This window comes from Streptomyces sp. NPDC048106, assembly GCF_040706415.1.
In the GTDB taxonomy this organism is placed as follows: Bacteria; Actinomycetota; Actinomycetes; order Streptomycetales; family Streptomycetaceae; genus Streptomyces.
Genome location: NZ_JBEZND010000015.1, coordinates 95,925 through 108,940 on the forward strand (window position 1 = coordinate 95,925; position 13,016 = coordinate 108,940).

Consider the following 13,016-nt stretch of genomic DNA (forward strand, 5'->3'; position numbering starts at 1 on the left):
GCCAGGGAGCGGAAGGCGTCGGCCGAACGGCCGACCCGGCTTCCGTGAACGGCTCCAGTGCGACTCCAGTACGGCTCCAGCGCGACTCCACGGGGGAAGGAGGCGGCTGCGGGAGAATCTTCCGCAGCGCAGTGAGAGGACGGATTTGACGTGAGCCTTGCCGACAACCGGTCGTGCCCGGCCGGTCCCGCCCGGGGCCGGCCCCGCAGCGAGGCCGTGGAACAGGCCATCCTGGAAGGCGTCATGCAGCTCCTGGAGGACGGCGTACCCCTCGCCGAACTCTCCATCGAGCGCATCGCCCGCACCGCCGGTGTCGGCAAGGCCACCATCTACCGCCGCTGGAGCGGCAAGGAGGCGCTGTTCGTCGACGTCCTGCGCGCCGCCGAACCCCCCGACCCCGAACTCCCCGGCACCTCCATGCGCGACGACCTGATCGTCCTGCTGGAGTCCCTGCGCCAGCGCGGCCTGGTCAGCCGCTCGTCGGCGATCCTGCACAACGTGTACGTGCAGATGAAGTCCAGCCCCCGCATCTGGGGGGAGTACCACGCTGCCGTCGTCACCCCCCGGCGCGTCCTCATGCTCGACGTGCTGCGGCGCGGCCAGCGCGACGGCGAACTGCGCACCGACATCGACCTCGACCTGGCCAACGACATGTTCGTCGGCGCCATGCTGGTGCGCACCATCATGCGCCCCGATGGGGACCTGCCCGAGGACCTGGCGGAACGCATCGTGGACACCGTCCTCGAAGGTCTACGGCCCGTCAGATCCACAGTCTCGTCGCACTGATGTGCATTTTCTGTCACAGACCGGGCCCGCCGCACGCCTGACCGGAACTCCCCGCATCACCCGTTCGTCATCGTCTTCCGTACGGCCGTCATGGGACGGCGGAACGGAGCCGATCATCCCCTAGGGTCGGAACTGCGGGGGGCGAACGGTGTGCACGGCAGGCAGTGAGGCAGACGGTATGGCGCAGCAGGCGTACATGACGGAGACGGCGGACGGCGGCTCGGGGCCCGAGCGACCGGGATCCCGGCTCCGGCGCCTGCTGCACCGCCTGCTCCGCCCCTGGCGCGGCGACCCCGGCATCTGGCGCCGGGGCGCCGTCCTCGCCGCGCTCGCGCTGCTGCTCGCGCTCGTGATGCTGCTGCACGCGCACGTGCCCAACACCGTGGGCAACCTCGGCAGCCTCACCGAGACCTTCCTGCCCTGGCTGGGCGTGGCCGTGCCCGTCCTGCTGCTGCTCGGCCTGCTCCGCAGGTCGGCCATCGCGCTCATCGCCGTGCTCCTGCCGGCGATCGTCTGGCTGAACCTCTTCGGCGGGCTGCTCACCGACAAGTCGACCGGCGGCGGCGACCTGATGGTGGTGACGCACAACGTCAACGCCGAGAACGCCGACCCGGCCGGCACCGCCCGCGCCGTCGCCGCCTCCGGCGCCGACCTCCTGGCCCTGGAGGAGGTCCCCGGCTCCGAGGTGTCCCTCTACACGAAGGCGCTCGCGCCGACGTACAAGTACCACGCGGTGGTCGGCACCGTCGGGCTGTGGAGCAAGTACCCGATGAGCGGCGTACGGGCCGTGGACATCAAGCTCGGCTGGAAGCGGGCGATGCGGGCGACCGTGACCACGCCCGAGGGGCCGGTCGCGGTGTACGTCGCGCACATGCCCTCGGTCCGGGTGAAGCTGAAGGCCGGCTTCACCGCGCGGCAGCGGGACACCAGCGCCGACGCGCTCGGCGAGGCCGTGGCCGACGAGACCCTGAGCCGGGTCATCCTCCTCGGGGACCTCAACGGTACGATGAACGACCGCGCGCTCAACGGCGTCACCTCCCAGTTGCGCTCCACCCAGGGCGCGGTGGGCAGCGGCTTCGGGTTCAGCTGGCCGGCGGCGTTCCCGATGGCGCGGATCGACCAGATCATGGTCAAGGGCATCGAGCCGGAGAGCAGCTGGAACCTGCCGCGCACGAGCAGCGACCACCTGCCGGTGGCCGCCCGTGTGGACCTGGACACCACCTCGTAACCTGGCGGAATAGCGGGCCTGAGAGACTTTGTTCCGTACCTGAACTTAACAGGTACGACTCTCTACGCTTTCGAAAGGCACAGGCCCGTCATGCCCCTGGCCCTGCTCGCGCTGGCCGTCGGCGCCTTCGGTATCGGTACGACCGAGTTCGTGATGATGGGGCTGCTCCCCGACGTCGCGTCCGACCTGCACATCTCCATACCCTCCGCCGGCCACCTGGTCTCGGCGTACGCGCTGGGCGTGGTCATCGGCGCCCCGCTGCTGGCCGCCGTCACGGCCCGCATGTCCCGGCGCACGGTCCTGATCGCCCTCATGGTCCTGTTCGTCGTGGGCAACACGCTGTCCGCGTTCGCCCCCGGCAACGGCTCCCTGCTCGCCGCGCGCTTCCTCAGCGGGCTGCCGCACGGCGCGTTCTTCGGGGTCGGCGCGGTGGTGGCGACCACCGTGGTCCCGCCGGAGCGCAAGGCACGCTCGGTGTCCCTGATGTTCCTCGGCCTCACCGTCGCCAACGTCGCGGGTGTCCCGGTGGCGACCCTGGTGGGCCAGCGCCTGGGGTGGCGGGCGACGTTCCTGGGCGTGAGCGTGATCGGCCTCGCGGCGATCGCCTCCCTGGCCTTCCTGATCCCCCGCGACCGCGCCCACACCCCCTCGACGGGCCTGCGCGGCGAACTGGCCGCGCTGCGTCCGCTGCCGGTCTGGCTGGCCTTCGCCACCACGGTGGTGGGCAGCGGCGCGCTCTTCGCGGCGTACAGCTACGTGACCCCGATGCTGACGGACGCGGCGGGTTACGCCGAGACGAGCGTCACCCTGCTCCTGGGGCTGTTCGGCGTGGGCGCGACGGCCGGAAACCTGCTCGGCGGCCGGCTGGCCGACCGCTCCCTGCGCGGCACCCTGTTCGGCGGCCTGGCCTGCCTGGTCGTGGTCCTGCTGCTCTTCCCGCTGCTGATGCGGGCGCAGTGGAGCGCGGCCCTGGCGGTCACCCTGCTGGGCATGGCCGCCTTCACCACCAGCTCGCCTCTCCAGCTGATGGTCATGGAGAAGGCCGCAGCGGCCCCCTCCCTCGCCTCCTCCGCCAACCAGGCCGCCTTCAACCTGGCCAACGCGGGCGGCGCCTGGGTGGGCGGCGTCACCCTGGCGGCGGGCTTCGGTACGACCTCCCCGGCGGTCGCGGGCGCGGGGCTGGCGGTGCTGGGCCTGGGCGTGGCATGGGTGTCGTACGCGGTGGACCGGCGCCGGGCGACTCCGTCGGTGGGGCGGGTCGTGACCTCCCATGTGCCGGAGGGGGCGGAGGCGCTCCGCCCCTGACGGGCATGCGCGGGCCGGCCGGCGCCGGAGCGGATCAGGCGTAGGTCAGGCTGATCTCCTGACCCTCGATCGACCAGTGCTGCCCCCGGTCGAAGTCGTCGCAGGCTCGGGTGCGTACCTCCGGTGTGTTCCAGGTGTTGGCGAGGCAGTAGCCGGGCGCGTAGGTGAGGCTGATCTGCCGGCCGCGGATGGTCCAGTGCTGTCCGCGGTCGAAGTCGTCGCAGGGACGGGTGTGTACCTCGGCGGTGTTCCAGGTGTTGGCGAGGCAGTAGCCGGGCGCATAGGTGAGGCTGATCTGCTGGCCGCGGATGGTCCAGTGCTGTCCGCGGTCGAAGTCGTCGCAGGCTCGGGTGCGTACCTCGGCGGTGTTCCAGGTGTTCGCGAGGCAGTAGCCGCCCGCCGCGCGGCTGCCGGCGCTCGGCGCGGAGGCCGTGGCGTCGACGGCAGGCAGGAACGAGGCCGTCACCGCGAGAGCGGCCACTGTGACGGCCTTACGGAGTCCGAGGGTCATTGAGGGATCACCTTTCACGCCAGTGAATCGGGACGACCCGGAAGCACGGGGTCGAGGCAGTGATGTTCCAGCTCATCGACCGACAAACGGGGACACGCACCGTGTCGCTCGGATGGCCCAGGGATGTCCTTCGTCCGTGTGACATCGACGTCGTCCCACCCGCCATCCGGAGGCACGAAGGCGCCCACCTCGCCGAGGTCGGCCGACTCCCCTTCCCCGGCCAGCTCGCACCAGACCGTCTTGCCGCCCGGCCCCCGTTCCGTCCCCCACCGCTCCGCCAGCGCGGCGACGAGCACGAGCCCCCGCCCGGACTCCTCCGTCTCCGTCGCCGCCAGCGGCGTGGGCATTCCGTGCGGGTCGGAGTCGGTCACCTCGACGCGGGTGCGCCCGGACCGCCGTCCGCCGACCACCCTGACCCGCACCGGAGTTCCCTCGCCGACGTGCTCGATGACGTTCGTGAGCAGCTCCGTCGCGCACAGGCGGACGTCGTAGTCGTACCCACGGAGTTGATGCCGCAGCTCCGGCACGGCCTTCGGCGTGGCCGTGACGCGCAGTTCGACGGCCCCCCTCACTCGCCGGCCGTCTTCCTGAGCACGGCGGCGAGGGCCCGCGCGGTGGCCATGTCGCAGTTGCCCAGCGCGACGAGCCCCGTCGACTCCCCGTACCGGGCCGCGAAACTCGGCAGGTGGACGGTGAGGGAGGGCAACTTGACGCCGTGCAGGGCGAGGGCGGCGCGCAGTTCCTCCACGCAGAGGCTCACGTCGTAGGGAGTGGGGGAGTGTTCCGGCATGGGGGTTGTCTGCCTTCTGTGCGTTGTGTGACGAACACCTCACAGAGTGTCGCCCGGACCGCTACCGTGGAAGCCGTTTCGCGTCCACGACGCGAACGGCGGAATCGGCACGGTGAGTTACGGCGGTGAGCGCGTGGTGCGACGCAAGGACATCGACGGCTCGATGAGCGTCCCGACCTTCTACGGCAAGGAGTTGCGGTGGAAGCGGGAGGCGGCGGGGCTGTCGCTGGAGACGTTTCTTGAGGGCAGTTACTACGGGAAGACCTACCTCAGCGACATCGAACACGGTAATCGCAGGATGCCGCTGGAACTGGCCCGGCATGCGGACCGGGTGCTGAAGACCGACGGCTTCTTCGAACGCAACTGTGAGGATGTGCAGAAGGCCAGGAAGGGCAGCCACGCCGAGTACTTCGCGGATGTGCTTGAGCTGGAGAAAGTGGCGGTGGAGATCGAGGAGTGGGATCCGATGCTGATCCCCGGGCCGCTTCAACTGGAGCCGTACATCCGGGCCGTGGTCCTCTCCGCCTACCCAAGGGAGTCCGAGGAGGTGCTGGCTGCCAAGGTGGCTGACCGGCGAGCCCGAGCCTGGCTCTTCGAGGACAAGGTATCGCCGGAGAGCTGGGTGGTGCTGCACGAGGCGGTCCTCTGGCAGCCGATCCTTCCACCCGACGAGATGGCCGAGCAGTTGGCCCACCTGGTGGAGGTGATGAGCAAGCGTCGGGCGTTTCCGCAAATCGTTCCGCGGAATTCGGGTCCTCACCCCTTCATGATGGCCATGTCGAGGTTCCTGACCTTCAGTGATGCCCCTCCGGTCATGTACACGGAGGGGATGTACCACGGGCAGTTGGTCGATGCGCCGGGGCTCGTGAAGCAATACTCGAGGGCATACGGGCGTCTGAGGGCCGCCGCGCTGGACCCTAAGACGTCCCTGAAACTCATCGAGCAAGCAGCTGAGGACTACCGAAATGGCAAGCATCTCCATCGACTTGAGTGACGCTCTCTGGCGCAAGTCCACCTACAGCAACGGCGACGGCGGACACTGCCTAGAGGTCGCCAGCGACTTCCCCGGCGCTGCCCTCTGGCGAAAGTCGAGCTACAGCAACGAGAGCGGCGGCAACTGCCTCGAAGTCGCCGACGACATCCCCGGCCTCGTCCCCGTCCGCGACTCCAAGACGCCCGGTGGCCCCGCCCTCCTCCTCCCCGCCACCGCCTGGGCCCCCTTCATCGCCTCGCTCAAGTCGGCGTAGTCGGGCCGGTCACGGCATGCACTGACGCCAGAGCCCCGGGCACCCACCGGGGCCACCTGGCCTCAGAGAAGCCGGTGCTGCCAGCGGAGCGCCGGGTGACCTTCGATCCAGTACGTGTGCGCGTTTCGCGTGATGCGCAGCCGCACCTGGGTGATGTCCGGGCTTCCCGCTTCCTGCCAGTCGATGAGGGCCTGCTCGATCGTGTCCCACAGAGGCAGCGGGCCGCCCTGGCGGACCGTCCAGGCCCCCTTGTTCTCCGTGAACGCCGCGAAGGACTCACGGTCCGGGTCGAACAGGTAGAACAGCCGGTCCCCCTCCAGCGACGTGGCGCGGGTGAAGTGTGCGCCCGGTGCGGCGAGTTGCGCGAGGAAGGCCGGCATCCAGTCCTCCAGCAGCAACGGGGACAGCTCAACCTGCCGCTCGCTGTCGGCGTAGGCGGTACGGGCGGACAGGTCACCGGCGATCGGCACCTCCGCCTGGGACCGGGCCTGCATGAACGAGCTGCGGCCGATGATCCCGCCCTCGGCGGTGCCGTCCCCGGTGACCGTGACCTTGGCGAGTCCGGTGCCGTAATGCCAGGCGCCGCCGACCGTCGCGAGGACGATGCCGCCCGGTTGGGTCTGCCGGATCCAGGTGTAGGGGATGCGGCGTACGGCACAGGTGGCGATGACACGGTCGTACGGGGCGCGGCGAGGGTGACCGAGGAGCCCGTCTCCGGTGACGGTCCAGGTGGAGAACCCGGCCGTCTCCAGCGCCGCATCCGCACGGGCCGAGACCGCGGGGTCCACCTCGATCGTGGTGACGTTGTCCTCGCCGAGGCGGGAGCACATCAGGGCGGAGGAGTAGCCGGTGCCCGTGCCGATCTCCAGCACCTGGTGCCCGTCCTCCAGCTCCGACTTCTCGATCATGTCCACGACGGTGACCGGGGTGGTGGAGGACGAGGTCGGCGAGCCCTCGACCGGGCCGCTGACCTGATCGGCGGTGAGGTGTCCGTCGAGCTGGGTGGTCAAGGACTCGTCGCGGTAGGCGATCCGCACCCACTCCTCCGGATCGGTTCCGACGGCCGTGACCGGACGCCACCGCCCGCCCTCCACGGGAAGGAACACGCCGGGGCGCAGGAACAGCTCCCGAGGCACGGCCTCCACGGCGGCCCGCCACCGGGGGCTGACAAGCACACCGAGCCGCGTGAGCCGCTCGGCGAGTGCGCGACGCTGAGGGGTGGTGTCGGTCATGCGGCTCTACCTTCTTCTTGCGTCAGTACTTCTGCGAATGCGGCGGACATCGCTAGTCCGGTGGCCTCCTCCAGCCACCCCCACTGTCCGTTCGGGTTGAGTTCCAGCCACCACAGGCCGCCATCCTGACCCACCGCCAGGTCGAAGCTGCCCGAGATCAGACCGAAGTGGCCCAGGTACGCGAGGAGAGCCTTCTCCATGCGGCCTGGCAGGTCCACCACGCGGTAGGTCAGGGCCGAGTAATCCCTGCGCCAGTCCAGCAGCCCGGACTCGATCCGCACGGCGAACACCTTGCGGCCGACGACCAGTACGCGGAGGTCGGCCACCTTGTCGACGACGGCTTGGAACAAGTGGGGTGCGACGAGCACGCTCTGGTCGATCTCGGCCGCGGTGACGGGCTCGGCCCAACCGGTGACCGCGACGCCGTCCCGCCGGTAGGGCGTCCACCGGAGCGTCTTGAAGATCACCTGATGGTGGCTCGTGATGAAAGTCCGCGCCTCGGCCGGGTCGTTCGTGACCAGCGTCGGCGGCACGGTCAGGCCGAGGCGCTGGGCGACGGCGAGCTGGGCGGGCTTGTAGTCGGCGGCGTTGTTGCGCAGGGGGTGGTTGATCCACAGGGGGCCGTCGAGGGCGTACAGAGCACCACCGAGCCCGTAACGGACCTGCGCTGCCGCGAAGCGCGCGTCGTCCGCGTCGAGGTGGTCGAAGGCCGGCCACACCGGGCGACGCCAGTACACCGACCGGATCCGGGACAGGTCCACGGTCCGCGACGGAGTGCGGATCCGCCCGGCCACAGGGGCCGGGCAGCTTCCGAACCGAGCGGAGACCGTCAGGTCCGCCCCGATGTCGGCTGGGTTGAACCTGGCCACCGGCACGTGCCGCCGGTTCAGCTCGGTGATCACCATGTCGGCGGTGAGGTCGTCCGCCTCTGTGGCCACGAGCACCGGCCTCTCGTCGGTCATCGGTCAGTCCTGCTCGGAGTCCTGGTCGTGCCCCTGGTCCGGGGCGGAGTCCGAGTTCGTGTTCGTGCTGGTCTCGGTGCCCTTACTGGTGCCGTGCTTGCCCATCTCGACCGGCTTGCCGTCGTGGCCGGTGTAGACGCCGAGTTGGGTGTCGGGATCGAGACCGACCGACACGAAGGGAAGACGGGTGACGGTCGGGTAGGGGGCGAGGCGACCGGCGCCCCAAGGACGTACGGCGGTCCGGACTGCGGTACTCATCGTTTCTGCCTCCCTGGCAGCGGTGGCTGTTGCCGAATCAGAAGCTACGGTCACCGTGCATGGAGTAGGACTGACTGTGAGTACGGGTTGGACGACCGAGGACGCAGGGGGCGGCATGGCCGCGAACGGAACTGCACGGGGACGTGCGGCGACGGGCACGATCGCCGGATACGTACTCCGCATCGCACGCGAGAGCGCGCATGGCACGCAGGCCGCAATAGCCGAGGCGATCGGCGTCGACCTCGCGACGTGGCAGGGCTGGGAGACCGGGCGAAGGCCACTGGCCAACATCAAGGCCGGGGCCCTGCTGAACCTGCGGCGTCGATTATTGGCCCTGGGCTCCGACCCCCAGGTTCTCCAGCTCCTCGATCCGGCGATGGACGCGGACCGCATCGTCTCCGCGACGCTCTTCCCGGAGAACACCACCCCGCATCCCCTCGCCGACTGGGTGCACACCCGTGACACGGCACACATGCTCGCGTGGGCGCTGAACGGAACCACCCCGCCCGCCCTCGCACGCAGGACGTCATCGGGACGCCGAGGTCCCGTCGCCAAGGCGCCACTGCTGCCCATGTCTGACCGAAGCGTGTTCTTCTCTCAGCTCCGGGAGACGGCGGACTCGGCTGTACGGACGGGGGAAGGCGGCTTGCTCCTGCATCGCCAGGCGCTCTACCTGTGTTCGTACGACCGATCGCCGGAGGCCACATCGTGGATGGGCCACGCGCTGCACGCTCGACGTGACCTCATCGCAGTACGCGGCTGGACACCCCACTGGCCGACAGCACGGTCAACCGCCACCGCCCTCGTACGGCTCGGTGACCGTCAGCCTCTGCTGGACTTCATCGACAGGGCGATGGCGGACGACGACGCCGCCGAAACAGCCAATCTCAACTACTGGGCCTACTGGCTCGGTTCGATCCGAGAGCCGCAGCCGAACGACGGCTTCATGCGGCATGGGGTAAGCAACTGGGAGCCCGTATGCCTCTTCCGAGGGCTCACCGCAGGTCTCCGACAGGCCCCGGCGTACGAGGACCTCTATGTCCACTCGCTGTGGGCTCTGCTGGCCACCCACCGGTGGCTGCCGCTGGCGGACCACGCGGTGACGGGCATGCTGCGCGCGCGCACCGCCGAACTGCTCGACAACAACGGAACCTCTCCGCGAGCACGGCGGGAACTGAATGCGGTGCAATACGTTCTACGAGAGAACCGCACATGACTCACCGGAGGTCACAACGCATGGCGGACACCGAGCAGGAGCAAACGAGGGGCACGGCGGGCTTCCTGCTGGAGATGGGGATGCTGAAGCGAGCCAAGAGGTCCGGCTGGTGGATCGCCGGGGTCAAGGACCCCGAGACCATCGCCGAGCACTCGTTCAGGGTCGCGCTCATCGGCTCCGTGCTCGCCATGATGGAAGGTGCCGACCCTGCCAGGACGGCCCTCCTCGGACTGTGGCACGACACTCAAGAGACCCGGGTCGGCGACATCCCGCACATCGGCCGGCGCTACCTCGAAGCCGCCGACAACGAGAAGGTCACCGCGGATCAGGTGTCCGCCGCGCACCCGGCGGTAAAGGCCGGGGCCCAGCGGATCGTGGAGGAGTACGAGAACGGCGACTCCCTCGAAGTGATCTGCGCGCACGACGCCGACAAGCTTGAATGCCTTCTTCAGGCCGTCGAGTACCGCGAGCAGGGGTGCTCCAACGTCCAGCCGTGGATCGACAGCAGCATCGCGAAGCTGAAGACGTCCGCCGCTCAGGCCCTCGCCGAGGCCGCGCTCGACATGACCTCGATCGAGTGGCAGCAGACGTATCTGGGCTGAGCGAACCACCGAGCGGGCGCCCGCCTCCACCCGGACTGAAAGGACCGCCGCCGTGCCAGAGTGGAGCTTCACTCTCCTGGTCAATCAGCCCCTCACCGCCGAGCAGGCCGATGTCTTCGATCACTGTGATGCCTTCGCGGACGGGTCCGTCTCCTACACGCTGGGTCCCGGGAACCCGGAGGATCACGCGTGCGTTCCGCGTCCGGGCGTGCTCAGGGAACTGTCGTGCGACATCGACGCCCCGACGCTCCTGGACGCCGTCGCCCAGGCGGCCCGGGACGTCCGGCTCGTACCTGGACTGAGGGCCGTCGGTGTTCGTTACGACGACCTCGTGACCCTGGAGGAGGCCGCACAGCGCTGCGGGCGGGAACTTTCCCGGATGCGAGAGGAGTTCGCCGGGTTCCCGGACCCGGAACCCGGCGCGGGAGGTACGGAGTTCTACTCCTGGCGCGAGATCGCCGAATGGCTGGCCCGTGCCGGCGTCGACGTGCCCGAGGCGCCCCCCGGCCTCCTCGTCGCCGATCGTGCCCTGCGCCTGGCCGACGCCCTCGAAGGCGTCGACGTGCCCCCAGGCACGCTGCGTTCCCTGGGGCTGCCGGTCGGCTGAACGCGGAGGATGCCTGGCCCCGGGGGCTTGGTTGATCTTTCACGCACCGGAGGGTCGGCCCGTTAGTGTCGGGGCATGACGCCATCCCTTGCCGGCAGTGCCTTCGACTCGCTGCGTCTCGACGCCGTGACCGACGAGGAGGCGCTGCGCCGGGTCTACGCACTCCCCAGCGACGCGGCCGTGCGCAAGCAGATGACCGAACTCACCGAACAGACGCGGCGGTTGATCGGATGCTCGTCGCTGGTCCTGGTCGCCAGCGTGGACGCCGAAGGCAACTGCGACGTCTCCCCGCGCGGCGGCCCCGCCGGGTTCGTCGCCGTCCTGGACGAACGGACGGTGGCGATACCGGACGCGACCGGCAACAAGCGGCTGGACACGATGAAGAACGTCATCGCCACCGGACGGGCCGGGCTGCTGTTCGTCATCCCGGGGCGCACCACGACGCTCAGGGTGAACGGCCGGGCCTGTGTCTCCACCCGCCCGGAGCTGCTGTCGCGGCTGACCGCCGTGGGCAAGCCGCCGGCCAGCGCGCTGGTGCTGGGGATCGAGGAGGTCTACCCGCACTGCCCCAAGTCCCTCCTGCGCAGCGGGGCCTGGAAGCCGGAGCAGTGGCTGCCGGCGGACGCCCAGCCGACCTCGGCCGAGGTGACGCTGGGCCAGTTGCGGATGCCGGAGCTGACGATCGCCGACATCGAGCAGGCGGAGGCGGACTCACTGAAGTATCGGTACGAGTGACGGGCCGGTCCGCGAGGTCCACCTGCCGGGGCTCATGGCTCACGACTCTCCCGCACCCGGGTCCGAAGACCGGTCCGGCTCCGCGCGTCGCCGGAGCAGGACCTCGCGGAGCAGGGCCGCCGCGAGCAACACCGCGAGGAGGACGAGGGTGCACAACAGGCTGACCCCGCCGCCCTGGTGGAGCAGCAGCCCGACGATGACGGCGATCGCGGCGAGCACGGCCCAGTTGGCGTAGGGGTAGCCCCACGACCGCACCGTGAGGGAGGCCGCCGCCTGCCCGGGGGCCATGAGGCGGCGCATGCGTAGCTGGGTGCAGGCGATCATCGCCCACACCGCCAGGACGACGCCTCCGATCGCGTCCGCCAGATAGAGGAAGACCGAGTCGGGCCAGAACACGTTGAGCAGGACGGAGACGTAGCCGACCAGCACGGAGCACAGGATCGCGGCGCGCGGGACCTGCCGGCCGCTGAGGCGGGCAAGCTGCCTGGGTGCCTCGCCGCGCAGGGCGAGCGAGTGCAGGAGGCGGGAGGCGCCGTACAGGTTGGCGTTGAGGGCCGACAGCAGGGCGACCAGGACCACGACCGTCATCACCTGCCCGGCGGAGCGGACGCCGATGCGGTCGAGGACCGCGACGTACGGGCTGTCGCCGATGCCGGAGGAGTTCCAGGGCAGGAGCATGACCACCACGGTGATGGAGCCGACGTAGAACAGCAGGATGCGCCAGGCGGTGCTGGAGACGGCCCGGCCGATCGCCCGCGACGGGTCGCCGGTCTCCGCGGCGGCGAGGGTCACCAGTTCCATGCCGCCGAAGGAGAACACCACGGCGAGCAGCCCGTTGAGGACGCCGCCCCAGCCGCGCGGCAGGAGGCCGCCGTGACCGGAGAGGGTGTCCGAGAGGCTCGCGGAGGAGGGGTCGGGCAGCCAGCCGAACACCGCCGCCAGCCCCAGCGCCACGAAGCCGATGATGGCGACCACCTTGATCAGCGCGAACCAGAACTCCAGTTCCCCGTAGGTGCCGACCGCGGCCAGGTTGGTCAGCGTGAAGACGGTCACCAGGGCCAGCACCCACACCCAGGGCGCCACCGCGTGGACCCAGCCGTGCAGGATCGCCGCGGCGGCGGTCGCCTCGATGGCGAGGACGACCACCAGCATCACCCAGTACATCCAGCCGAGGGTGAAGCCGGCCCAGCGGCCGAGAGCCTTCTCGGCGTGGACGGAGAACGAGCCGTTGGCGGGGTAGAGGGCGACCATCTCGCCGAGCATCCGCATGACGGCCATGGCCAGGGCCCCGGCCCCGAGATAGGAGACGAGGATCCCGGGACCGGCGAGCGCGACACCCGCCCCGGAGCCGACGAAGAGCCCGGCGCCGATGACACCGCCGAGGCCGATCATGCTCAGATGCCGGCTGCGCAGGCGCCGCGGGAGGCCGTTGACCAGGGCGTCGTCGTCCGAGGTCACCAGGGCGAGGGGGCGGGCGGGGAGCGTGGGCGGCACGGGCTCGGGGCCCGTGCCGGGGATCTGCTGGGTCATCGGCTGC

The 13,016-nt window shown here is 70.1% G+C and carries 16 protein-coding genes; 9 read left to right on the top strand and 7 right to left on the bottom strand.

The window, feature by feature from the left end; translation table 11 throughout:
- Positions 1-150: 150 nt before the first annotated feature.
- The 3 genes from AB0927_RS17760 (at position 151) to AB0927_RS17770 (ending at position 3,319) form a co-directional block, all read left to right on the top strand.
- Entirely contained in the window at positions 151-786 is a 636-nt protein-coding gene (locus AB0927_RS17760) for a TetR/AcrR family transcriptional regulator (RefSeq protein ID WP_366668524.1), read from the top strand.
- Between the two features lie 178 nt (positions 787-964).
- Entirely contained in the window at positions 965-2,014 is a 1,050-nt protein-coding gene (locus AB0927_RS17765) for an endonuclease/exonuclease/phosphatase family protein (protein WP_366668525.1), read from the top strand.
- 90 nt (positions 2,015-2,104) lie between these two features.
- Positions 2,105-3,319, top strand: a complete 1,215-nt coding sequence (locus tag AB0927_RS17770) for an MFS transporter (RefSeq protein WP_366668526.1) — start codon at positions 2,105-2,107, stop codon at positions 3,317-3,319.
- A gap of 34 nt (positions 3,320-3,353) precedes the next feature.
- Here AB0927_RS17770 and AB0927_RS17775 read toward each other — a convergent pair whose 3' ends face one another.
- From AB0927_RS17775 to AB0927_RS17785, 3 genes are read right to left on the bottom strand one after another with little or no spacing between them, the layout of a single operon-like run.
- Entirely contained in the window at positions 3,354-3,830 is a 477-nt protein-coding gene (locus AB0927_RS17775; RefSeq protein WP_366668527.1) for a ricin-type beta-trefoil lectin domain protein, read from the bottom strand.
- Positions 3,831-3,844: 14 nt separating this feature from the next.
- Positions 3,845-4,402: an ATP-binding protein gene (locus AB0927_RS17780; protein ID WP_366668528.1), complete on the bottom strand. Its 558-nt coding sequence runs from the start codon at positions 4,400-4,402 to the stop codon at positions 3,845-3,847.
- Positions 4,399-4,620 (bottom strand): hypothetical protein, encoded by a 222-nt coding sequence (locus AB0927_RS17785; protein WP_366668529.1) that lies wholly within the window; start codon positions 4,618-4,620, stop codon positions 4,399-4,401. Before AB0927_RS17785 ends, AB0927_RS17780 begins: the two co-directional genes overlap by 4 nt.
- A 133-nt stretch (positions 4,621-4,753) precedes the next feature.
- Here AB0927_RS17785 and AB0927_RS17790 point away from each other — a divergent pair, with 133 nt between their 5' ends.
- The gene (locus AB0927_RS17790; RefSeq protein WP_366668530.1) at positions 4,754-5,614 is read left to right on the top strand and encodes a helix-turn-helix transcriptional regulator; all 861 of its coding nucleotides are present in this window, start codon (positions 4,754-4,756) and stop codon (positions 5,612-5,614) included.
- Positions 5,586-5,867 (top strand): DUF397 domain-containing protein, encoded by a 282-nt coding sequence (locus AB0927_RS17795; RefSeq protein ID WP_366668531.1) that lies wholly within the window; start codon positions 5,586-5,588, stop codon positions 5,865-5,867. The genes AB0927_RS17790 and AB0927_RS17795 overlap by 29 nt, the downstream gene beginning before the upstream one ends.
- A 62-nt stretch (positions 5,868-5,929) precedes the next feature.
- Here the strand turns inward: AB0927_RS17795 and tgmC are convergent, their stop codons facing one another.
- From tgmC to tgmA, 3 genes are read right to left on the bottom strand one after another with little or no spacing between them, the layout of a single operon-like run.
- Entirely contained in the window at positions 5,930-7,099 is a 1,170-nt protein-coding gene (gene tgmC, locus AB0927_RS17800) for an ATP-grasp peptide maturase system methyltransferase (RefSeq protein ID WP_366668532.1), read from the bottom strand.
- A complete protein-coding gene (gene tgmB, locus AB0927_RS17805) occupies positions 7,096-8,061 on the bottom strand; it encodes an ATP-grasp ribosomal peptide maturase (RefSeq protein WP_366668533.1) in 966 nt (321 codons plus the stop codon). The genes tgmC and tgmB overlap by 4 nt, the downstream gene beginning before the upstream one ends.
- Positions 8,062-8,064: 3 nt before the next feature.
- On the bottom strand, positions 8,065-8,319 hold the full coding sequence (gene tgmA / locus AB0927_RS17810; protein ID WP_366668534.1) for a putative ATP-grasp-modified RiPP: 255 nt from the start codon (positions 8,317-8,319) through the stop codon (positions 8,065-8,067).
- Between the two features lie 115 nt (positions 8,320-8,434).
- Between tgmA and AB0927_RS17815 the strand changes: the two genes are divergently transcribed.
- From AB0927_RS17815 to AB0927_RS17830, 4 genes are all read left to right on the top strand, one after another.
- A complete protein-coding gene (locus tag AB0927_RS17815) occupies positions 8,435-9,535 on the top strand; it encodes a helix-turn-helix transcriptional regulator (protein WP_366668535.1) in 1,101 nt (366 codons plus the stop codon).
- A 20-nt stretch (positions 9,536-9,555) separates the two neighbouring features.
- The gene (locus tag AB0927_RS17820) at positions 9,556-10,137 is read left to right on the top strand and encodes an HD domain-containing protein (RefSeq protein ID WP_366668536.1); all 582 of its coding nucleotides are present in this window, start codon (positions 9,556-9,558) and stop codon (positions 10,135-10,137) included.
- 52 nt (positions 10,138-10,189) lie between these two features.
- Entirely contained in the window at positions 10,190-10,744 is a 555-nt protein-coding gene (locus AB0927_RS17825) for a hypothetical protein (protein WP_366668537.1), read from the top strand.
- Positions 10,745-10,819: 75 nt separating this feature from the next.
- Positions 10,820-11,479 carry an MSMEG_1061 family FMN-dependent PPOX-type flavoprotein gene (locus AB0927_RS17830; protein WP_366668538.1) on the top strand — a complete coding sequence of 220 codons (660 nt, stop codon included), beginning with the start codon at positions 10,820-10,822 and terminating at the stop codon, positions 11,477-11,479.
- 39 nt (positions 11,480-11,518) lie between these two features.
- On the opposite strand, the gene AB0927_RS17835 is transcribed toward AB0927_RS17830, so the two are convergent.
- A complete protein-coding gene (locus tag AB0927_RS17835; RefSeq protein ID WP_366668539.1) occupies positions 11,519-13,009 on the bottom strand; it encodes an amino acid permease in 1,491 nt (496 codons plus the stop codon).
- Positions 13,010-13,016: the final 7 nt, after the last annotated feature.